The following is a 19,363-nucleotide window of genomic DNA, read 5'->3' on the forward strand; positions in this document are numbered from 1 at the left end:
AAGTCTTGTGCGGGTCACCGCTCCATCTTCGCGCGGGCGGTGGGCGTTGGCTTTGTCGGCGCCACCGCTTTGGGTGCCCGCTGCGCCTTGGCCGCGGGGCGCCGGATCGGTGTGACCACCTGGCTCGAGGCCGCCTGCGCAGCTCGTAGTTTTTTCGGTGCCGGTTTGGACTGCTTCTCCAGGCTGGCCATCAGCATCTGCGTGAGGTCGATGATCTGGGCCGATCCCCCATCCTCGGTGTGCTCCGCGGCGATGATTTCTTCACCGGCAATCTTCGCGTCGATCGCCTCGAGGATGCGCCTCTTTTCCTCGTCCTCGAACATCGTCGGGTCGTAGGCGTCCTGCGAAATCTGGTCGATCAGCTGCAGCGCCAACTTGAGCTCAGCCGCAGAGGGCTCGAGCTTTTCGATGTTGAGGTCTTTCAGCGAGCGCACCTCTTCTGCGTACAGCAGCTGCTGGAGCACCAGGCCGTCTTCCTCGGCACGCACCTGTACCACGTACTGCTTGGACTTCCATGCCCACTTCGCCAGCGCGCAACGGCCACTTTCCTGCATGGCCTTCTTGAGCAGGTTGTACGGCTTGCCGCCGCGCTTGTCCGGCGCCAGGAAGTAGGGTTTGTCGTAGTAGATCGGATCGACTGCATCTGCAGGGATGAAGGCCACGATATCGATGAGATGGCTCGCGCCTTCCTCGAGCGCTTTCAATTCTTCCGGCTTGAAGATCACGAAGCGGTCTTCCTCGAATTCATAACCCTTGACCATCTCCGCGCGCGGCACGATCTTCTTTGGGTTGTTCGCGGCGACGTACTGCTGCTTGACCCTTGAGCCTTCCTTGGAAAGCATGTTGAAGTGGACTGCGGCTGAGCTCTCCGTTGCGGTGTAGAGGCGCACCGGGATCGACACGAGACCGAAGCCGAGAGAAAGCGAAGCGATCGAGCGAGGGGCGGCCATGTTGTGCTCCTTGTGCTGGGAATAACAACATGCCACTTTTCGAAGCGCCCGGAAAGAGGCGGGATTCCCCTCCTTGCGGCGTCCCGGCGGGCAGCATGGCCCATGCCGTTACAAAGCTCCCCGGACGGTCAGCCTGGCGAAGAGGGGGGCAACGCACCGTCGCGTTTCAGATCGAGCGCTCTTTCGGCCAGGCCCGGAGGGCAGGGCAGAGCCTCTTTGTTGGTGGCAGCTGGGTGCCGGCTGGCTGGGCGAACTCGGACATGGGACATCATTGTTCGCACCTTGTAGCGCGTCGAGAGGTCCCCATCTCGCGTCGGTTCAAAAAAATGAGGAAGCCAGAAAAATGCCAACGGACTTTTTTTTGCAGGATCGAGAAGGCGGACTTCCCGTTGACGGTCGAAGAGTTCGCTGACGTCAACCGTGTGGCCGCCCTTCGGGCGGCCGGACTGGTCTAGGCAGAGACGGTTGACGCGGTGGATGGTGACCCCGAAGCAGCTTGCGCCATCGTCCTTCGAATGACCCCTGAAGGGCATGCCGCGCTCGCCGGGAACGGCCCCCCGACCTCTGGCTCGGAGGCGAAAGGCGCTCCAGGAAATCAAGCAGGCTGTCCACCTCGGTGGACTTGTCGAACGTCGCGTCAGCGCCCAGCGTGAGGGCGCGGCGCCGAACCGCCCTTCACGCCGCCCATCGCCTGGGTTGTTTCAGAGAACCATCTTGTGGCGTCCGACCCGTTGCGCTTGCGCAGCTGCACCGTGCCGCGGTTGAACTCTGCCGTCGCCTGTAGCCGTCGCACTTGATCTCGTAGATTCACCCTGGCTCCTCGAAGTCGAGGGGCCGTTCGCAGCATGGGCGGACAGCCGGCAAGGTGCGGCATGGCTGCAAATTCGTGGGCGCGTAGGAGACCCGCTGTCAGCCGGAATCGCTTTTCGACGATAGGCAGGGCCCTGCCGCGGTCCCATGTTCATGGCTCGGCGCCGTGCCGAACATCAGAGGAACACCATGACCGACGACCCGAAAAAGACCGGCCTCGACAGGAAGCTCATCGCCCTGAATGAGCCGCACGAGGTTCTCTCGTGGACCAAGTCCCTTGGCTGCACGGAGGCGCAACTCCGAGAAGCTGTTAGAGCCGTAGGCAACTCAGCAGAAGCCGTGCGCGTCTACCTGAAGAAAAAATGAATTCGCACATCCGACGCATCGCTGTCCACGTCGACGAGCCCGACCCGGGGCGCTTCTACTGGGTGCTCATGGAAGAAGGTGACGACGCTTCGCAGTGGCGCGAACTAGAGTCGGCGCCCGAGGGCTACGACATGTGGCTTGACGCGCTGCAGGCCGGGACAACTGCACTCGTCAGGTATGCGCCAGACGAACGCATCGGCCCGCGTGAGGAGAGCAGCGACGATGAAGATGCGGCGCCCGTAGGCCTACCTTTGACGTGATTCGAAATGGCTCTCTACGCCTTGTTGTGCGGCTGGCGAAAGATGGCACGGCATTGGCGCAGAGGGCCGCTCGCCTAACCTTTTTCGCGCTGTTTTACTATGCGGCCCCGTACCAGAACGCAAAACATTTTTGCAGGAACTGCGAGCGAAGCAAAAGCTTGGGCAAAGCACCTTGGCTGCAGCGTCGCAGAGTTGCGCATTGCAATGCGCGCAGTTGGAAACTCGGCCGAGAACGTCCGAGCTTACCTTGACGCCTTAGGTGGCGATGCGCGAACGCAAGGACCTGCTTCAGCCCAACAAGCAGTTGCCAGCGTAGCGGCATCCCAGTCGATCGAGACGACTCCGCCGCCTTTGCCGCCTGCATGGCCGTCAAATTCCTGAGAAATCAACGCCACTTTTTCCTTGTTCACTGAGTCGGCTCAATTCTGCCCGCCCCATGGGTGTGATCCGAAGCACAACACCGCTTTTCCCAGGAACAGCGCCAGGGTCCGGAAGGTTCGCCTCAACAAGTTGAGCCGCGGCCAAAACGGCCGCGCACTGAATGTCGCCCTCCTCGTGGACTGCCAGCGGAAACGACGCGTGCTCGATGCGTCGCAGGAAATTCATGGGCACTACATCACTCCTCGTCGTTTGGTACGGCACGAAGTTTTGTATGCCGCTCCCAATGGAGTGTCAATGTCCCAAATCAAAACCGCAACCTGCTGACGTAACGCGGAGAGTTGAGCAGTTGACCTACAAATTACGCTTCTTTGCCTTTCCTAGACTGCGCGTGGGGCAGCGCTTCCGAACCTCCCTTGACCACAAGCCTGCCTCCTTGGCCCCGCTCCGGCGGGGCTTCTTTTTGATCCGCGCCTCACCCGCGAAGGGGGATTCCGCGACGACAACAGCACTTCCGGACTTCAAAAGTCGCGTGTGCAAACGCACAGCTTCGGTGGAAGGAAACAGGGTGAAAGCGCTGGCTTCCCTACCGTCCTATCCCGCCGAAGGCGACACGCCGCGCTTCAATGCGCGCCGGTGGGTTGGCAGTAAACAATTTCAAGAGGATGAAAGGGAAGTCCTGCATCATTCCCTGCGAGCCTGACGCGAACCAAGTCCCCGCTCATGCCTGTAATGTTCCCTGAACGGCCGTTGATCTGGACGACGCCGCCTCGCCGGGCAGGGACGCCGAACTTGGCGCGAATCGACGTCAGATTGTCTGGTTTCTTTTTACCCATAGAAACCAACGTACTACTTTTTCACGCTCTCTAGGTAGGACGGTGGCGCAACGTCCTGCCTCCCCAGCACTCTGCATCGAACAGCGCACTTCAATTCGCCGCGTTGGTCCGGATCACGTCTGGTGGGATGTGGTGGGTTAGGGAATTGAGGAGACTCGTGCACCTGAGCGGCTTTGAGCGGCTGAGCAAGCTGAGGCAACCGCAGCCCACAGGTTCCGTTTTCGACAATTAGGGTTTTGCGGCCTTTTGCTTACAGTGGAAACACGCTGAAACAACTAGGGTCGGCGTCGAGATGCTGCTTTTCGCGGCTTGCGCCGTTTTCATGAGCACCGTGTTCGTACCTCGATTCTCATTTTCGAGTGGCATCTCACCCAATCTCGCACACCGCCCCTAGTCGCTGTGCAACACGACCGGAAGCGCAAGCACAGCGTTATGCGGAACATTCAGGCTGGCAGCGGACGCCTCTTCTCCGCACGGTTGAAGGGCCGCGTCCGACCCTCCGAGACACGATGGTGGCTGCCAGCGTTTATGTCGGGCACCTGGAGGAAGCGTTTCCCGACGCCGCCGAACTGATCGCATGCTTCTGCGCCTGGCAGCAGGAAGAGCGCCCGCATCGAGACGGCTATTCTTACGTCGAATCCGACCGTTCGCTGAGGTGGCAAAAGACGCACAACGCAGCGGAACACGCGGGACGAGCATGGCTCAGTAATCCCATGCAGCAGACATTTCGCTTCCAGTTGCATCCGGCCGCGACGTCGACTGGTCAGCCGCTTCCCGCATAGGGGCAAAACAGTTCGCGACGCGCGAGTGCTCTTCGCGCGCCGCAGACGACCACTTCCGTCCGCCGACGACAATCGTTCCATGAGCCGACCTGACTTTTTCAAAGATCAAATCACGATCCTGCGTGCGCCGTCTTGGCTGGGCCGGGACGTGAGCGAAGACCGCCCGATTCCGCTGAGCCCTGGCGACTACAAGGTGACGCCTGGCGACCGCTGGACCGTCACGTCCCTGAAGACAAACGAGGTGATCTACGACGGCATCGGGCCGGTCGAGATCATCCGCGAGCGTGCGAAGGCCTGACGCGCTGGCATCGCTGTATCTCTCGATGACCGAAGCCGTCTTAAGGAGCGAAGATAAGAAGGCCTGGCCGCCAGGCTTCGGCGAGTTCGTCAGCGGCACTCGCCCTGTCCAACCCTCGGTCATGAGCGCTGCTGCACCATATCCGCTTTCTCGCGAAGTCGCCTATGGTGCTTTGCACCTGCGAGCTTGGCCTATGCCTGGAGCGAATGACTCTCTCAAGACACCGTCGCAAGCGCAGCGTGCAGCGTGCAGCGCGGAACGCCGCGCGGAGGCGCCACGATGGAGCCCGAAGGTGGCGAGCCAGCGAAGCACCGGCTCGCAGGCAACGCCGCGACAGCGCAGTCCCGGCATTGCTGATTGACGCACCTTGAGCTGTGAAGGAGCCTGGGTGCAAGTTGGAGCTGCGAAGGCGCTGGCGACCATGCAAGGCTCCCATCCCTGCTTCCATTCATGAGAGCTTTGGCTATACTGTATTTTTGTACAGTATGCTGCATATCAAGGTGAAGGAGGCTCGACCATGACCGCTCCCAGCACATTCGTTGCCCGGGTTGAGACAACCACAGGGGCCATGTCCATCAGCATTTCAGACATCGACAAGGACACTATCTCCAGCCGGTTTGAGGCCTTGATGGGCATGCTGGGACAGGTGGTAAACCCCATCGTTCTCACGAACGATCACATCCGCCTTGACGAGGTCCGGCCTGAAACGGTGTCGGCTGACCTGAATTTCAAGTTCGTCGGAAGCAAGCGTGCACGGTTCGCTTCCGAGACAGCCTTCTGTGAGTCCATGAATGAAAACCTGGCCCTGAAAGTCTTCCAATGCGTCACCGATATGGTGAAGCTGCCTGAGGGCGATTTGGACGTGCACTTCGAAGTCTTCCTTCTCATGCAGGATGAGCCCCGTCACTGAGGATCGACGCCGGATCAACCACGACACTTGCGATGGGTGCTCGTGAAATCCTGACTGCTTGGCCCGCGCAAGCCTTTGAAGGCCCGGTTGACGCACAGGCCGCGGCAAACTGGCCGTGACCCTGGGGAAGGCCTCGTCCACCAGCGTAACCGCGAAGTCGAATCCGCGTAGTGCAAAGTTAGGGCGTTGCGCAGCTGGCTCGCCTGCGCCGCCGCGTTCAATTCGGCCTCTGTCGCATTTCGGCCTGGTGCACCCCACATCTTTTGAATGCGAAGCCATTCGGCCGTGTACTTCTGGTGCTCGGGCATCGACCAAGGCCTATCCCGCTCGATTTTCAGCGCGTTTTGAGTTTCGGGCGGCTGACGCTATTCGTCAGCCACGAGCTCGTTCGCATAGATTTCCACGGCTCCACGTCGGTGGACGCCGAATGCTGTCCGCGAGCTTCGCACCCTCAATCCGTTCCACAGTCAGCAGCATGCCTTTGTAGGCGTCCAAGTGCCACTTGGACGTCCGTAATGCGGCGGTTCTGAACTGGGCCCTCTGCTTCTCGTACCGCTCCACGATGCCTTGATGGCTCATGTGCTTGCTGACGCCACGAGCCCGGGCGTTCACTCGGTCGCCCTCCTGCCTGAATCGGGTCATCCGGCGGTCGTGGCCAGCGACCCGGCACTGCTGCATGATGCGCTTTGCGGCGGAGTGGGCATCCCCGCATTGCTGTGTGAGGTGTGCGCCATGCCGGGAAGGGGCGTCGTCGCCGGCCCCTCGCGGACTCACGCGCTACCCATGCGCGGGGTCGGCACCCGATGCAACAGGTCACGTGCCTCCTCGGAGCTGCCACCCATGGCTACCTGCAAGCCGCTCGCGCCGCGTGTCGAGCCCACGAGAGATGTCGCTGAGAAGCAGCGATCCGAGCAGGCATCCGATCACCTTCGGCGCATTGGCGTTTGTTTCCCGGGGCCCACCGCACAGCCCATCAGCAACACGTCCTTCACATCCGTTTGCGGCAGAGGCGACCGTGCTGCCGGATGCCAACGCGTCTGGGCCTCGAGATCGATGACAAGATGTTCTGGACCCGAGAGGTGTTCCGCAAGCTCGGGGAAAAGCATGCGCGTGCGTTCCACCCAATGCCCGTTCGACATGCAGAGAAGTTGAGTGCTCCACATTCGACAGCACACGTACCTTCAGCTTCGATGTCTGCCCGCAGTCGCCCAAAGTTTGCAGGGAACCTGACGGCCTTTATCAGTTTCCTCAGACAGCTTCAACATCGGCGAAGGACGTTGATGGATGATGCCGCCACTCGTTGCGGCATGATACGTTTCGAAGAATGAGCACAAGTCCTTCCATCCCCCGATGATGGGCACTCTTTGAACTTCCGCGCCGAGCGGACCACGCTGATCGCGCATCATGGTCTCTGCCAAAAGCTCGTTGTTCCGAACTACCCTGGTTTGTCGGCGTTCAACCGGCACTGGGCGTCGTCATGTATCTTCCAATCCATCATGAGCAGCGATTCCAACTGGCTTGATAGCGCCCGCGCGCAGTGGCTTTGGCGAGGGGAGAAGCGCCCCCCGTTCGCCGATGTCCCTGCGTCAGGGCAGGTTTCGGTCTGGGATTTTCCGAGGCCGCCAGAGCTTGTACGCGAGGCACGTGAGATCGTCGTGCTCTGGGGCCATCTCGAGGTCGCGCGGACCTGCGCCGCCTGGGCAGTCCGAGAAACGGCCCACCCACCTACCTTCTACCTGCCGCTGGCCGACGTACGGCCTGGACTGTTGCAGCCTGCTGGCAATGGTTCGTTCTGTGAGTGGAAGGGTCCGGCGCGCTATTGGAATCTGGTCGACGGCGCACGCCGCTTGGACCAGGTCGCTTGGAGTTACCCCCATCCCTTGTCTGGTACAGAGCCGCTCGCCCGCTGTGTAGCCTTCTATGCCCACAACCTTGACTGCCGTGTCGGCGGATCGAAGGCCCGGCCACAGGCGGGTCCCTTCTATGGGGGCTGGATCACCGCCGATTTGGCCGGGCCCTTCAAAGGCGGACCCGGTAGCGGAGGTTGGTAGCTGGTCGGTCTCGGTAACCCGAGCGCCTCCGCGCCAGAAAGCGCCATGGACGAGCTGACCTATGACCGATCGCTATCGCTGCTTAGCGGCCCTTCCTGTGAGCCTTCTTCAACGGAGTGATGTCCCTTCGCATCCCCTGGACAAAAGAAGACGGTGTCATCGAGCGAGTTCTCCTCGGCCGATCACGTCATCGTGATCTCGGCGGGAAGCAGGGCCGTTCGGACTGGCCTCTATCCGCAATCGGGCCAAGCTGCCGGAAATCGCGATCAACCTGTTCTGGCATGGCCGCTGTCACAAGGATCCGACTGTCACATCGCCTCGTTCGCTGATCGTCGGGCTTCACGGGGAAGGCGTGCCCGACTGAGAGCCCACTCCGACCTCAGTTCAGATCGATGTTGACACCTTGGTTGACCAGGCTCTGGAGCTTCAGTGCTTCATGATTCAGAAAGTCAGCGAACGCCTCAGGCGAAGACGCCGAGAGGCTCAATCCTGTTTTCTCGATCTGTGCTCGTATAAAGCTGTCCTTCAAGCCCTCTCGCATGTCGGCGTTGATCTTGGTCACGATGGCGTAGGGAGTGCTGGCCGGCGCCATGAGGCCGAACCATGTACCCGACACGAAATCCACACCCAGCTCGCGGAAGGTCGGTATCTCCGGCGCGGCGGGATGTCGTTTGTACGCCGCGATGGCGACGGCAGCCACGCGGCCGCCCTTGACCTGCGAGTACGAAGACATTCCGTCCAACATTCCGTCCACCGAGCCCGCGATCAGGTCCGACATGGCGGGGCCCTGGCCCTTGTAAGGGACGTGGACGAAGTCGATGCCCACTTGCTTCGCAAACAGTTCGGCGCCAATGTGCGGACTGGAGCCCAGGCCCGACGAAGCCAGCTTCAGGCTGCCGGGCCGCGACTTGGCGTCTTCCAGCAACTCCTTCAGCGACTTGCCCCTCAGGCGGTTGGTGACGAGGAGCACGTTGTGGCTGGAGCCCAGCATCGCCACAGGGCGAAACGACGCGGCCGAAAAGGGAAGGTTCTTGCGCAGGACTGCGTTGGCTGTGAAGCCATCGCTGGTGAAAAGCAGCGTGTAGCCATCGGCCGGGGCTCGGCTCACCATCTGCGTGCCGATGATGGTCCCGGCACCCGCGCGGTTGTCGACGATCACCGGTTGGCCCCATGTCTTCGATAGCTTGAATGCGATCTGGCGCGCGAAGTAGTCCGTCACGCCCCCCGCTGAGTAAGGAACCACGATGGTGACGCTGCGCTTCGGAAACGGCTCTTGCGCCTGCACGTGGGGTCCGGCGAGGACCATGGCGATGGCGCACAGACGGCGGAAATTTTTCTTTAAGGCAACTCCGGGCGAACGGGTGCGGTCTTCGCGGCCTGTTGCGCCGTCACCCCTGTGTCGTGCAAGTGCCGGTACGCATTGGCGCCCAGCGCGCTGCCGTGCACCGCCAGATGGGCCCCGAGCTGGATCGCCTGCAGCAACTCGGCAGGCGAACTGCCTTGCGACAGCCCTGTGGACACGATTTGCCGAACCGCCGCGGGGTTGAAGGCGGTGAAGCAGGCATGCAATGCGAGTTGCACGATGCTGCGTTCGGCCGGCGTGAGGCCCGCTTCGGGTCGACCTTGCTCGACGAAGTCCAGGAGCACGTCGGCATAGCCTGCGTCGAGTTGCGCCACGGAAGCCAGGGAGAGCGCATGGGCAGGGCCCAGGCTGTCGATGCGGGCCTGCAGCGCCTTTTCAACCTGCGCAGCCTCGCGCGGGCTGGTGAGCTCTGCCAGGATGTCGGTGGCCTGGCATGCGCTGGCTATCCCCTGCACGGCAACCAGGTGCAGCACGTCGAAGATGTCGGCCTGCGATGCCCCAACCTCGATCGCCCGTTTCATGTGGGTGTTCAGGCCCGCCTCGAACAGGTGCGAGCCGGAGGCATCGAGCGCCACGTACACGAGCTCCACCATGCGCTCGCTCAACGGGCCCGTGCGCGCAGGGTAGCCGGCGTAGCGCGCGTACTGCGCCACGAAGCCCGGGCAAGCCTGGAGCATCGTGTCGGTCCAGGGGCGCCAGTAGCCGCGTTGCGCGATGAAGAATGCCTTGATCCGCGCTTGCTCCTCTTCGGTGGCGTTGTCGGTCGTGCTCATCGCGATGCCTCCGGTGCATTGCCGGCGCACATGAGCACCTGGCCAGTGAGGAACTGGGCTTCAGCCCCGCAGACGTAGCGCAGCAGCGAGTGCAGCGTCTGCGCGTCGAACGAGGGCTGCACCTCCAGCGCGTTGATGCGCAGCGCGCGGCTGCCCCATTCGCAAGCCAGGGTGGCGACCAGCATGCGCGCCGCCGCGCCATCCCCGGCGTCCTGCCAGCGCCCCACGCCCACCGCGGGCAGCAGCAGCGTCAGGCTCGCCTGCTGCGCGTGGCGTGCGGCGAAGCGGACCGCAGACGCATGCACCGCCTCCAGCAAGCCAGCCGCAGGCGCATGCAGCGGCGACAGGTCGAGGCGGGCGTCGTAGCGCGGTTGCGCCGTCGGCTGTGGCTGCGCGATGGCGCGCCACGCCCTGTCATCCCCGCCGCGGACTTCGAGTTCCATCGGCGTGTCCAGGGGGAGTGGCGCCAGCGTGGCCGCAGGCAACGGCTGGCTGCCGCCATAGACCGACGAGCCGCCGTTCAGCGCCAGCATCTGGCCGTGCAGGGGGGCCGCGTCGGCGCTGGCCAGGAACTGGAGCGCGCGTGCCATCTCCTCGGGTGCCGCCATGCGCCCAAGCGGGATCTTGGCCAGCGCGCCCTCGGGCTTGAGGCGGCCGGCCTCGATCAGGCCCGCGACCAATTCGGTGCGAACGAAGCCTGGGCAAAGCACCGTCACGCACCAGTCGGGCCGTGCGCGCGCCAAGGCCCGGGTCTGCGCGATGAGCCCGGCCTTGCTCGGGCTGTAGGCACCGCGCCAGGGAATGGCATGCAGCCCGGCGCCGGACGCCACGTTCACCACGCGCGCACCGGGCTTGAGCCACCGCGCGCAGGCATCGACCACGGCCGCGGGCGCGGCGAGGTTGAGCGCAAGCAGGCGCGCAGTGTGCGCCGGCCCCTGCTCGGCAAGGGGCGTGTTCGACGCATCCGACATGCCGGCGTTGTTGAGCACGGCGTCCAGCGCGGGCATGCCCTCGCCCAGCGATGCGACCTGCGTCGCATCGGTCAGGTCGATGCACCGCAACACATGCGGTGCCGAGGCCGGCGCGGGCAGGCTTGCCCCCAACTGGCCCAGTGCCTGCGCGTTGTGGTCGACCAGCACGCATTGCCAGCCAGCGCTGGCGAACCGGCGTGCGGTGTCGCGCCCGATGCCGCTCGCGGCGCCGGTGATCAGAACGGTTTGCATGCGTGCGCCTTCGGCAAAGCTCAGATGTTGGTGAACGTGATGCCGCCGTCCACCACCAGCGACTGTGCGGTGAGAAAGCCCGCTTCGTCGCTGGCCAGAAAGCAGATGCTGCGCGCGATGTCCTCCACCGTCCCCAGGCGACCCAGCGGCGTGCGGGCGATGCGGTTGGCGTCCCGCTCGGCGTTGCGGTTGCGCTGCGTGCCTTCGGTGGGAACCGCCGAGGGGCACACGGCGTTCACGCGGATGTTCCGCGCGCCAAGCTCAGCCGCCGCTGCGCGCGTGATTCCCAGGATGCCGGACTTGATGCCGGAATAGACCACCGAGTTCGCGGCCGAGCGCATCGCAGCCACCGAGGCCACGTTCACGATCGAGCCGCCGCACTGCGGGTCCATCACCGCCACGGCCTCCTGCAGGCTCCAGATGACCGACTTGAAGCCCACGTCCAGCATGCGCTCGACGGTCTCGGACATGATCTCGGGAATGGCCTGGTAGCGCACCCAGGCGGCGTTGTTCACCAGGATGTCGAAGCGCTTGCCGTGCGCGAAGGACGCCTGGATGGCCGCGCGGATGCCTTCGCGGCTGGCGATGTTCTGCACGATGGCCGCCGCCTGGCCGCCGCGCGACCTGATGTCCTCGACCACGGGGGCGACCAGTTCCTCCTTGAGGTCGTTCACGCAGACGGTGGCGCCGCGCGCCGCCATCTGCAGGGCGGTCTCGCGGCCGATGCCGGCGCCCGCGCCGGTGATGAGGGCCACGCGGCCGAGAAGATCCTTGTTGTTCATTGCTGTTCCTTGGTTCATGTCACACCGAGCGGATGAAGTCGCGACCGATCTCGCTGGCGAGCGCGCCGGCGCCGAAGGCGGCATCGAACTTGTGCACTTCGCGCAAGGCGTGGTGCAGCGGCACCTCCCAGGTGAAGCCCATGCCGCCGTGCAGGTGGATGGACTTCTCCAGCACGAAGGCCGCGTTGCCCAGGGCATTGGCCAGCACCGGGCGGGTGTCGCGCACGCCGCCGAACTCGTCGGTGGCCAGCAGGCGCTGGATGCCCGCATGCGAGGCCTCCTGCAGCAGGCGCATGCGCGCCAGCAAGTGGCGCACCGCCTGCTTGGCCGACAGCGGGCGCCCGAACTGCACGCGAGTCGACATGTACTCGGCCGTGGTGAGCAGGGCGGATTCGGCGGCGCCGTTGACGAGGCCCGCAATCAGGATGTGGCTGTCGCGCTGCAGAGTCGCGAAGCGCGCGGCGTCCAGCACGGCCAGCACCGTGGCGCCCTCGAGGCCCAGCCACCACTGCGGATGTTCGGGGTCCAGCGCGTCGTCGCGCTGCAGCTCGAGCGAGGCCACGTCGAGCAAGGCCCCGCCGCCATCGCCGTCCGCCACGAGCACCCAGTCGCAGTCCATGGCATGGCGCGCATGGCCCGCCACCTTTTCCTGCAGGCTGCCCTGCAGCGCCCACGTGGCCATGCGCTCGCCGCTGACCAGTTCGGCCGCAAGGGGCGAGTCGCCCAGCGCCTTGGCGACCAAGATGATTTCGAGCAGCGGCCACTGGAGCCGCAGCTTGCCGGCCTCGGTCACGACGGGCAGAGCAAAGCCGATGTCCAGCCCCAGGCCGCCGGCCTCCTCTTGGGCGCAAACGCCGCACAGGCCTGCATGGGCCAGCACCTTGGCCGCGTCGCGCATGCCGCGGGTCTGTGCGTCCTTGATCGCCTCGGCCGCCGCCTGGGCGAATGCCTCGATCTCGCTGGTGTGGTCTGGCGTGCTCATTTCTCGAGGTCCTTCGGCAAATTCATGATGCGTTGCGCAATGATGTCCAGCTGCACTTCGGTGGTGCCGGCGTAGATGGTTTCGGCGCGCGCGTAGAAATAGGCCGTGGTGAAGTGCTTGCGCGCACGCCGGGCCAGCGCGCTCGAGCGCGGCGTCACGTGCGCCACCAGCGACAGCGCCATGCCCGCGAAGGCCTGGTGGCACTCCGACCAGTACAGCTTGGTGAGCGAGCCGCGCGCCCCGATGCGGTCGCCCGCCACCATTTGCTCCACGGTGCGCTCGACCAGCCCCTTGAGCGCGTCGATCTCGCCGACCACGTCGCCGATGCGCCGCTGGTAGATGCCGTCGTCCAGCAGCCTGGCGAGCTGCGGGTCCGACTTGCAGGCGGCGACAAGCTGGCGCAGCTCGCAGTCGAAGCGCCATGCGCGGTACATGCGGTTGGTGGCACGCTCGATCGACAGCACGCGGATCGCCGCGTTCCAGCCTTCGTCCGGCGCGCCCAGGCGGGCGCTGTCGGGCACGACCACGTTGTCGAAGAACACCTCGGCGAACGAGTCCTTGCCGTCGATCGACTTGATGGTCACCACGCGGATGCCGGGCGTGTCCATGGGCACCGCGAACATCAGCAGGCCGCGGTGTTTGTCGGCGACCGTGCCGGTGCGTGTCAGCAGCAGGCAGTAGCGCGCCTTGGCGGCGCCGCTGGTCCAGATCTTCTGGCCGTTGATGCGCCAGGTGTCGCCCTCGGGCACGGCCTTGGTCCGCAGGCGCGCGAGGTCGGACCCGGCGTCGGGCTCGGAGAACCCCTGGCACCAGTAGTCGCGCATGGCGAGGATGCGCGGCAGGAAGAGTTGCTTCTGTTCCTCGGTGCCCACCGTCTGGATGATCGGGCCGGCCAGTTCTTTGCCGATCGAGCTCACGCTCTCGGGCATGGGCAGCGCGCCCACTTCCTTGTTCACGACCAGGTGCTCGCGCAGCGTGAGGCCCAGGCCGCCATAGGCCTTGGGCCAGGTCATGCCGGCCAGGCCGGCGTCGTACATGGAGGCCTCCCAGTCGCGGCACTCGTCCAGCGTGGGCGCGCGGTAGTCGAGGCTGTCGGCGCGCATGTGCTCGGGCAGGTGGGCGCCGAGCCATTGGCGCGCGTAGTTGCGGTAGGCGGCGGGGCCCGCCGCGGCGTCCGGAGCGCCCGGGTGTTTGTCGATGTGCATGATCGTCTTCAGTGGGCAGCGCGGCTGCCGGGGTTTGCAACCATCAGGGCGTCGAGCACGAGGACACCCTCGCCGCGCGGCCTGACCAGGATGGGGTTCAGGTCGATGTCGGCCACGTCCGCGGCATGGCGGCATGCGAACTCCGACAGCCGGGCCACCGTGCGCGCAGCGGCGGCCACGTCGGCCTTGGGCTGGCCCCGGGGCCCGTCCAGCAGCGGGAACATGCGCAGGCCGCGAATCATGCGCATCGCCTCGTCTTCCGACACGGGGGCGACCTGCACCGCGACGTCCTTCAGGATCTCCGCGTAGATGCCGCCGAAACCCACCATGACCACCGGGCCGAACACCGGGTCGCGCGACACCCCCGCAATCAACTCGACGCCGCCGCTGGCCATCGGCGCCACGAGCACGCCGTCCAGGCGTGCCCGGGGCGCATGCTGCCGGGCGTTGTCCATGAGGCGGCCATAGGCCTGGCGCACGGCGTCGTCGTCCTTCAGGCCGAGCGCCACGCCGCCGATCTCGGTCTTGTGGGAGATGTCCTCCGAGGCGATCTTCAACACCACCGGATAGCCCGTGGCGCGCGCGCTGCGCACGGCCTCATCGGCCGAAGCCACGACCTCTTCGCGCGGTACGCTGATGCCGGCGGCCTGCAGTGCCTTCTTAGCGTGCAGCTCGTTGCGGAACACCGCCGCGTCGACCCGGTCGACCGGGCCCGTGTACGTGGGCGCGGCGGCCAGGCTCGCGAGCTGGCCGAGGCGCACCAGCCCGGCCAGCCCCGTGGCCGCCGCGGGAATGCTGGGGAACACCGGGATGCCCAGTGCATTGATCTCGGCCACCGCGTCGGCGGGGCCCTGGCTGATGATGACCAGCAAGCGGTCGGGATGGCTGGCGCGCACCTTCGACAGCGCCTCGAGGTACACGCCGCGCAGGCGCGGGTTGTACAGCGAGAGGGCCAGCAGCAGCACCAGCGTGCTGCCGTTGGCGTCTTCCTGCAGCGCGCTGAGCATCTTCAGCAGGATGTCCGGGCGCGCCGACATCTGCGCAGAAGCGTCGACGGGGTTGTTGGTGCCGGCGGTGGGTACGGCTTCGCGGATCCGGGCCCGGGTCCGCTCGGCCAGCGGCGGCAGCGTCATGCCGGCCTGCACCATGGCGTCGGCCATCATGATGCCGAAGCCACCCGAAGCGGCCACCAGCGTCACGGCGTCGGTGGCGGGCAGGCGCTGCGCACCGATCAGGACGGCCGCGTGGCCCACGTCGAGCAGTTCCTCGAACGAGCGCACGCGCAGCACGCCATGGCGGCGAAAGACGGCGTCGAACACGGCGTCGGAACCCATCAACGCGCCGGTGTGGGAGGCGGCCGCGGCCTGCCCTTGCGCGGTGGCGCCGATCTTGAGCACGATCACCGGCTTGTGCTGGCGACGGGCCATGTCCAGCGCCTCGACCAGACGCCCGGCATCGCGGCAGGTCTCCATGCAGCACAGGATGATGCGGGTACCGGCGTCGCTGGCGAGCGCAGCGATGCCGTCGGCCACGTCCACGTCGGCTTCGTTGCCGGTGGCGATGAAGCGGCTCACGCCCATGCCGCGTTCGGCCATGTTGCGCATGGTGAAGCTGCCGATGTTGCCCGACTGCGAGACGATGCCCACCTGGCCGGCCGGCGGCAGGCTCTGTTCGAGCGCGATGGAAAACGAGGCCACCACCTTGTCCACCACATTCACCGCGCCGAGGCAGTTGGGGCCCAGCAGCCGCATGCCGTGCGCGCGCGCCACGTTCACCAGCTCGGCCTGCAGCGCCGCGCCCTCGGGCCCACTCTCGGCAAAGCCGGTGGACAGCACGACCACGCCGCGCACGCCGCGGCGCGCGCACTCGCGCACGGCCTGCAGCGTGGCCGGTGCGGGCACCGCCACGATGGCCAGCTCGGGCGCCGTGGGCGTGTCCAGCACCGAGGCGTAGGCCTGCAGCCCCTGCACGGTGCCGCCCTTGGGGTTGACGGGGTAGATGGCGCCCGCGTAGCCGTACTTGCGCAGCAGCTGGACCGGTCGGCCACCGATCTTGGTGATGTCTTCGGAGGCGCCGATCACGGCCACGCCGTCGGCCTTGAAGAAGGCGTCCAGCCCGGCGCCCGGGGCGGCTTGAACCAGGGTCGACATGGGCTCAGCGTCCCTTGAAGACCGGGGCGCGCTTTTCCAGGAAGGCCATGCGGGCTTCGCGCGCGTCCTCCGTCCTGGACAGGGCCATGGTGAATTCCTGCTCGAAGCGGTAGGCGTCGCGCTGGGGCATGACGTCCACCATGTTGGCCGCGCGCTTGGCATAGGCAATGGCCAGCGGCGCCTTGGCCGCGATCTCGCGGGCCAGCGCCATCGTCACGGGCAGCAGGTCTTTTTCGGCGAGCACGTCTTCGATCACGTTGCGCTGGAGCAGGTCCTGCGCACTCAGGCGCTGGCCGGTGAAGAACATGCGCCGCAGGGTCGAGCGGCCGAACATCGTCTTGAGCATGGACGCGCCGCCGGCCAGGCCCACATTGATCTCGGGCATGCCCACCGTGGCGCTCTCCGAGGCGTACAGGATGTCGCACGCCGCGGCCAGCCCGAAGCCCGCGCCCAGCGCGGCGCCGTTGATGGCGGCAATCACCGGCTTGGCGCACTCGCGGATCGCGTTGCCGGTTTCGCGGGTGATGCGGTTGTGCTCGAGAAAGTCGCCGGCCACTTCGGCGTCGGGGCGGTCCTTCAGGTCGGCGCCCGCGCAGAACACGTTGCCGGCGCCGGTCAGCACCGCGCAACGCACGTCCTCGCGCTCGGAGATGGCGTCGAAGGTGGCCACGAGTTCGCGGCGCATTTCGCGGCTCAGCGCATTGACCGGCTTGCGGTCCATGGTGACCAAGCCCACACCGTCGGAGACTTCCAGACGAACCCATTTATCACTCATACACCACCTCTGTAAGAAGCCGGCTTGCTGCGGCACGGACCAGATAAAAGAAGAAGCATTCGCTTGGCGGCAAGCAGCCATTCCCACGCCGGGGAGCTTCTGTTTTATCCAGGAGGCCGAATGAGCGCTTACCTGTTTGTCGCCATTTCAATATGCTGGATAAATTATAGAAATCACATTGCAATTGATCTCTCAATAATCCGCCGGAGTGTTCTGCAAAAAATGAAGCATTCGCCGGCGGCCGCTCTGCTACGGAGTGGCTACCATGGGCCGAGCCCGTTTTCCGGCATTGAGTCGAGGGCGGTGAATTCGCATTTGTTGAAATCAATCGAATTGACGGTATTCATCGGCGTCCATTTGAATTGAATTGATTTTTTCTGCATTGGAAGTCGAAAAGATGAAAATCGAGCGCCTCGGCGAACTGACCACTGCGTTGGGCGAGTGCCCGGTCTGGCACGGGGGGCAGCTCTGGCTGCTGGACTGCCGCAAGGGCCACGTCCATGCGCTGGACCCCGAGACGGGCGAGGTCACGGCCCTCCACGACGTGCCGGCGCCGCTCGGATCGTTCGCTTTCAACGGGAGCGACCGCATCGTGCTGGCATTGAAGGAAGAGATCGCGGCACTCGACCTGCGCAGCGGCAGGCTGCACACGCTGGCGCGCATCGAGCACAGCCATCCGGACCTGCGCTTGAACGACGGCATCTCGCTGGCCGACGGCAGCTTCGTGGTCGGCACCATGCATGTGTTCCGTCGGCCCGGCGAGGCGCCGCTGGGCGGCCTGTACCGGCTGGACACGCAATTGCGCCTGCACAAGCTCGACGACGGGCTGGGCATTGCCAATGGCCCGTGCGTGAACCCGCTCGATGGCCGTCTGCACGTGGCCGACAGCGAGGCGCGGCGCATCTATTCCTATGCCATGCAACCGGACGGCACGCTGGCGGACAAGCAACTGTTCGTCAGCACCGAGGCCCTGGGGTCCGGGCCGGACGGCTGCTGCTTCGACGACGCGGGCGGGTTGTGGACCGCGCTGGTGCGCGTGGGCGCGCTGGCCCGCTTCGACACGCGCGGCGAGTTGAGCCACAGGATCGAGCTGCCGGTCGCGCACCCGAGCGCCCTGTGCTTCGGCGGCGCGCACATGGACACGCTCTTCGTCACGACCATCAGCGACAGTGGTCGCCTGCGCGCCGCCGGGCCGCTCGATGGCGCCGTGCTCAAGCTGACCGGGCTGGGCTTTCGCGGGGTGGCCCGCCCCGAGTGCCGCATCCCGCTGCCTCGGGCCTGAAGGCTAGGGCGTGGCGTCGAGCCCGGCGGCCTTGCCATGGGCCGCGAAACGCAGTTCAGGCCCTGCCACATGCTCAGCCACGAAATCGAGGAACAGCCGGATCTTGGCGGGAATGATGGGCGTATCGAGGATGGTGGCGTACATCCCCTCATCGAAGCCCTTGTTGCTGATGCGGTAGTCGCTCAACACCCTCAGGAGCCGGCCTTGGCGGATGTCGTTGTGCACGGTGTAGTCGTCCAGCAGCGCAATGCCTTCACCCAGGCGGGCCAGCTCCAGCAGCGCGATGCCGTTGTTGCTGGCATGGCGCGGCTTGAAGGCAATCTCGCGCAGCTGGGCGGGCTGCTGGTAGTGCCATACATAGATGTCGCCGGGCAGTTGGTAGGCCAGCAGGTCATGCGCCAGGAGGTCCTCGGGCATCCGCAGCGCGGGCTTGCCGGCCAGGTAGGACGGCGAGGCCACCAAGTGCCGGTCGCTCTGGAAGAGCATGCGCCGCTTCACGCCGGCTTCCACTGGCGGCGAGATGCGGAAGTCGATGTCCACCTGGCTGCGCCGCAGGTCCACGGGCGCTTCGGCCAGCGTCAGCTCGATATGGATCGCCGGGTAGAGCTTGCGGAAGGCCGCGATCAGCGGCGGAAGCACGCCCAAGCCAAACATCATGCGCGAATGCACGCGCAGCGCGCCCTGCGGTGCGGTGCTGATGGCGGTGATGTTGTCCTTCAGCTCGTTGATGCGCCACAGGATGTCGTCGAGCTGGCGCGCATACTCCTGGCCCGACTCCGTCAGCGCCACCTGGCGCGTGGAGCGCAGCAGCAGTTTGACCTTCAGCTCTTCCTCGATCTCGGTGATCATGCGCGACACGCCCGTTGCCGAGATGCCGAAGCGCCGCGCTGTCTCGGAAAAATTCCGGGTTTGTGCAATGGATTGAAACAGCTCCATGGCGCGCAATTTATCCATGAATCCTCCAGTTCCTGCAGTTCAGATCTGCAGTTTTCGCGAAGGCCAAATCACGGCCGCTGCCTAGAATTTGGCAACCCTCGTGGGCAGAAACTTTTGTGGAGCAATACATGGAATTCGGAGTCTTCATTCTGGCCCAGCAGCGCGGCTATCACCAGACTTCACAGCAGGTCATCAATAATTCCATTGAACAGACCGTGGTGGCGGAACAGGCGGGATTCAACAACGCCTGG

19 protein-coding genes are annotated in these 19,363 nt (G+C 65.1%); 8 read left to right on the forward strand and 11 right to left on the reverse strand.

From position 1 onward, the window contains the following. Positions 1-14 precede the first annotated feature (14 nt). Positions 15-950: a non-homologous end joining protein Ku gene (ku, locus tag QTI51_RS37015; protein WP_286518123.1), complete on the reverse strand. Its 936-nt coding sequence runs from the start codon at positions 948-950 to the stop codon at positions 15-17. Between the two features lie 999 nt (positions 951-1,949). Between ku and QTI51_RS37020 the strand changes: the two genes are divergently transcribed. The 3 genes from QTI51_RS37020 (at position 1,950) to QTI51_RS39035 (ending at position 2,767) form a co-directional block, all read left to right on the forward strand. Then, the gene (locus QTI51_RS37020) at positions 1,950-2,126 is read left to right on the forward strand and encodes a DUF3606 domain-containing protein (RefSeq protein ID WP_286518122.1); all 177 of its coding nucleotides are present in this window, start codon (positions 1,950-1,952) and stop codon (positions 2,124-2,126) included. Then, on the forward strand, positions 2,123-2,386 hold the full coding sequence (locus tag QTI51_RS37025; RefSeq protein ID WP_286518119.1) for a hypothetical protein: 264 nt from the start codon (positions 2,123-2,125) through the stop codon (positions 2,384-2,386). Before QTI51_RS37020 ends, QTI51_RS37025 begins: the two co-directional genes overlap by 4 nt. Positions 2,387-2,485: 99 nt before the next feature. Next, positions 2,486-2,767 carry a DUF3606 domain-containing protein gene (locus QTI51_RS39035; RefSeq protein WP_353506573.1) on the forward strand — a complete coding sequence of 94 codons (282 nt, stop codon included), beginning with the start codon at positions 2,486-2,488 and terminating at the stop codon, positions 2,765-2,767. Here QTI51_RS39035 and QTI51_RS37030 read toward each other — a convergent pair. Further along, complete coding sequence (locus QTI51_RS37030; protein ID WP_286518117.1) at positions 2,756-2,992, reverse strand: hypothetical protein; 237 nt, start codon at positions 2,990-2,992, stop codon at positions 2,756-2,758. The two genes, QTI51_RS39035 and QTI51_RS37030, sit on opposite strands and share 12 nt — an antisense overlap. Before the next feature lie 1,117 nt (positions 2,993-4,109). On the opposite strand from QTI51_RS37030, the gene QTI51_RS37035 reads away from it, so the two are divergent. The 4 genes from QTI51_RS37035 to QTI51_RS39040 all read left to right on the forward strand — a co-directional run bounded on the left by QTI51_RS37035 (position 4,110) and on the right by QTI51_RS39040 (position 7,641). Continuing rightward, a complete protein-coding gene (locus QTI51_RS37035) occupies positions 4,110-4,382 on the forward strand; it encodes a hypothetical protein (protein ID WP_286518116.1) in 273 nt (90 codons plus the stop codon). A 79-nt stretch (positions 4,383-4,461) separates the two neighbouring features. Beyond that, on the forward strand, positions 4,462-4,680 hold the full coding sequence (locus QTI51_RS37040; protein WP_286518114.1) for a hypothetical protein: 219 nt from the start codon (positions 4,462-4,464) through the stop codon (positions 4,678-4,680). Between the two features lie 517 nt (positions 4,681-5,197). Further along, the gene (locus QTI51_RS37045; RefSeq protein ID WP_286518113.1) at positions 5,198-5,590 is read left to right on the forward strand and encodes a hypothetical protein; all 393 of its coding nucleotides are present in this window, start codon (positions 5,198-5,200) and stop codon (positions 5,588-5,590) included. A gap of 1,496 nt (positions 5,591-7,086) precedes the next feature. Beyond that, positions 7,087-7,641, forward strand: a complete 555-nt coding sequence (locus tag QTI51_RS39040) for a DUF427 domain-containing protein (protein ID WP_353506574.1) — start codon at positions 7,087-7,089, stop codon at positions 7,639-7,641. Between the two features lie 379 nt (positions 7,642-8,020). On the opposite strand, the gene QTI51_RS37050 is transcribed toward QTI51_RS39040, so the two are convergent. The 8 genes from QTI51_RS37050 to QTI51_RS37085 are packed head-to-tail and all read right to left on the reverse strand — an operon-like array spanning position 8,021 to position 16,894. Further along, complete coding sequence (locus tag QTI51_RS37050) at positions 8,021-8,947, reverse strand: tripartite tricarboxylate transporter substrate binding protein (RefSeq protein WP_286518110.1); 927 nt, start codon at positions 8,945-8,947, stop codon at positions 8,021-8,023. A 32-nt stretch (positions 8,948-8,979) separates the two neighbouring features. Next, a complete protein-coding gene (locus QTI51_RS37055) occupies positions 8,980-9,777 on the reverse strand; it encodes a carboxymuconolactone decarboxylase family protein (protein ID WP_286518108.1) in 798 nt (265 codons plus the stop codon). Continuing rightward, positions 9,774-11,000 (reverse strand): SDR family oxidoreductase, encoded by a 1,227-nt coding sequence (locus QTI51_RS37060; RefSeq protein WP_286518106.1) that lies wholly within the window; start codon positions 10,998-11,000, stop codon positions 9,774-9,776. Before QTI51_RS37060 ends, QTI51_RS37055 begins: the two co-directional genes overlap by 4 nt. A 20-nt stretch (positions 11,001-11,020) precedes the next feature. Then, entirely contained in the window at positions 11,021-11,782 is a 762-nt protein-coding gene (locus QTI51_RS37065) for an SDR family NAD(P)-dependent oxidoreductase (protein ID WP_286518104.1), read from the reverse strand. A 19-nt stretch (positions 11,783-11,801) separates the two neighbouring features. Beyond that, positions 11,802-12,764: an acyl-CoA dehydrogenase family protein gene (locus tag QTI51_RS37070; protein ID WP_286518102.1), complete on the reverse strand. Its 963-nt coding sequence runs from the start codon at positions 12,762-12,764 to the stop codon at positions 11,802-11,804. Continuing rightward, complete coding sequence (locus QTI51_RS37075) at positions 12,761-13,969, reverse strand: acyl-CoA dehydrogenase family protein (protein ID WP_286518099.1); 1,209 nt, start codon at positions 13,967-13,969, stop codon at positions 12,761-12,763. The genes QTI51_RS37070 and QTI51_RS37075 overlap by 4 nt, the downstream gene beginning before the upstream one ends. 8 nt (positions 13,970-13,977) lie before the next feature. Then, positions 13,978-16,119 (reverse strand): acetate--CoA ligase family protein, encoded by a 2,142-nt coding sequence (locus tag QTI51_RS37080; protein ID WP_286518097.1) that lies wholly within the window; start codon positions 16,117-16,119, stop codon positions 13,978-13,980. A gap of 4 nt (positions 16,120-16,123) precedes the next feature. Continuing rightward, positions 16,124-16,894, reverse strand: coding sequence for an enoyl-CoA hydratase/isomerase family protein (locus tag QTI51_RS37085; RefSeq protein ID WP_286518096.1), 771 nt, complete (start codon positions 16,892-16,894; stop codon positions 16,124-16,126). A 397-nt stretch (positions 16,895-17,291) separates the two neighbouring features. Between QTI51_RS37085 and QTI51_RS37090 the strand changes: the two genes are divergently transcribed. Next, positions 17,292-18,176 (forward strand): SMP-30/gluconolactonase/LRE family protein, encoded by an 885-nt coding sequence (locus QTI51_RS37090; RefSeq protein WP_286518093.1) that lies wholly within the window; start codon positions 17,292-17,294, stop codon positions 18,174-18,176. Between the two features lie 3 nt (positions 18,177-18,179). Here the strand turns inward: QTI51_RS37090 and QTI51_RS37095 are convergent, their stop codons facing one another. Next, positions 18,180-19,130 carry a LysR family transcriptional regulator gene (locus QTI51_RS37095; RefSeq protein WP_286518092.1) on the reverse strand — a complete coding sequence of 317 codons (951 nt, stop codon included), beginning with the start codon at positions 19,128-19,130 and terminating at the stop codon, positions 18,180-18,182. Positions 19,131-19,363: the final 233 nt, after the last annotated feature.

The sequence above is a fragment of the Variovorax sp. J22G73 genome, from assembly GCF_030317035.1.
Classification (GTDB): Bacteria; Pseudomonadota; Gammaproteobacteria; order Burkholderiales; family Burkholderiaceae_C; genus Variovorax.

Excerpts from the sequence above, each read along its gene's own strand:
- ku (WP_286518123.1), bottom strand. The coding sequence starts at position 950 with ATGGCCGCCCCTCGCTCGATCGCTTCGCTTTCTCTCGGCTTCGGTCTC.
- QTI51_RS37020 (WP_286518122.1), top strand. The coding sequence starts at position 1,950 with ATGACCGACGACCCGAAAAAGACCGGCCTCGACAGGAAGCTCATCGCC.
- QTI51_RS37025 (WP_286518119.1), top strand. The coding sequence starts at position 2,123 with ATGAATTCGCACATCCGACGCATCGCTGTCCACGTCGACGAGCCCGAC.
- QTI51_RS39035 (WP_353506573.1), top strand. The coding sequence starts at position 2,486 with ATGCGGCCCCGTACCAGAACGCAAAACATTTTTGCAGGAACTGCGAGC.
- QTI51_RS37030 (WP_286518117.1), bottom strand. The coding sequence starts at position 2,992 with ATGAATTTCCTGCGACGCATCGAGCACGCGTCGTTTCCGCTGGCAGTC.
- QTI51_RS37035 (WP_286518116.1), top strand. The coding sequence starts at position 4,110 with ATGGTGGCTGCCAGCGTTTATGTCGGGCACCTGGAGGAAGCGTTTCCC.
- QTI51_RS37040 (WP_286518114.1), top strand. The coding sequence starts at position 4,462 with ATGAGCCGACCTGACTTTTTCAAAGATCAAATCACGATCCTGCGTGCG.
- QTI51_RS37045 (WP_286518113.1), top strand. The coding sequence starts at position 5,198 with ATGACCGCTCCCAGCACATTCGTTGCCCGGGTTGAGACAACCACAGGG.
- QTI51_RS39040 (WP_353506574.1), top strand. The coding sequence starts at position 7,087 with ATGAGCAGCGATTCCAACTGGCTTGATAGCGCCCGCGCGCAGTGGCTT.
- QTI51_RS37050 (WP_286518110.1), bottom strand. The coding sequence starts at position 8,947 with ATGGTCCTCGCCGGACCCCACGTGCAGGCGCAAGAGCCGTTTCCGAAG.
- QTI51_RS37055 (WP_286518108.1), bottom strand. The coding sequence starts at position 9,777 with ATGAGCACGACCGACAACGCCACCGAAGAGGAGCAAGCGCGGATCAAG.
- QTI51_RS37060 (WP_286518106.1), bottom strand. The coding sequence starts at position 11,000 with ATGCAAACCGTTCTGATCACCGGCGCCGCGAGCGGCATCGGGCGCGAC.
- QTI51_RS37065 (WP_286518104.1), bottom strand. The coding sequence starts at position 11,782 with ATGAACAACAAGGATCTTCTCGGCCGCGTGGCCCTCATCACCGGCGCG.
- QTI51_RS37070 (WP_286518102.1), bottom strand. The coding sequence starts at position 12,764 with ATGAGCACGCCAGACCACACCAGCGAGATCGAGGCATTCGCCCAGGCG.
- QTI51_RS37075 (WP_286518099.1), bottom strand. The coding sequence starts at position 13,969 with ATGCACATCGACAAACACCCGGGCGCTCCGGACGCCGCGGCGGGCCCC.
- QTI51_RS37080 (WP_286518097.1), bottom strand. The coding sequence starts at position 16,119 with ATGTCGACCCTGGTTCAAGCCGCCCCGGGCGCCGGGCTGGACGCCTTC.
- QTI51_RS37085 (WP_286518096.1), bottom strand. The coding sequence starts at position 16,894 with ATGAGTGATAAATGGGTTCGTCTGGAAGTCTCCGACGGTGTGGGCTTG.
- QTI51_RS37090 (WP_286518093.1), top strand. The coding sequence starts at position 17,292 with ATGAAAATCGAGCGCCTCGGCGAACTGACCACTGCGTTGGGCGAGTGC.
- QTI51_RS37095 (WP_286518092.1), bottom strand. The coding sequence starts at position 19,130 with ATGGATAAATTGCGCGCCATGGAGCTGTTTCAATCCATTGCACAAACC.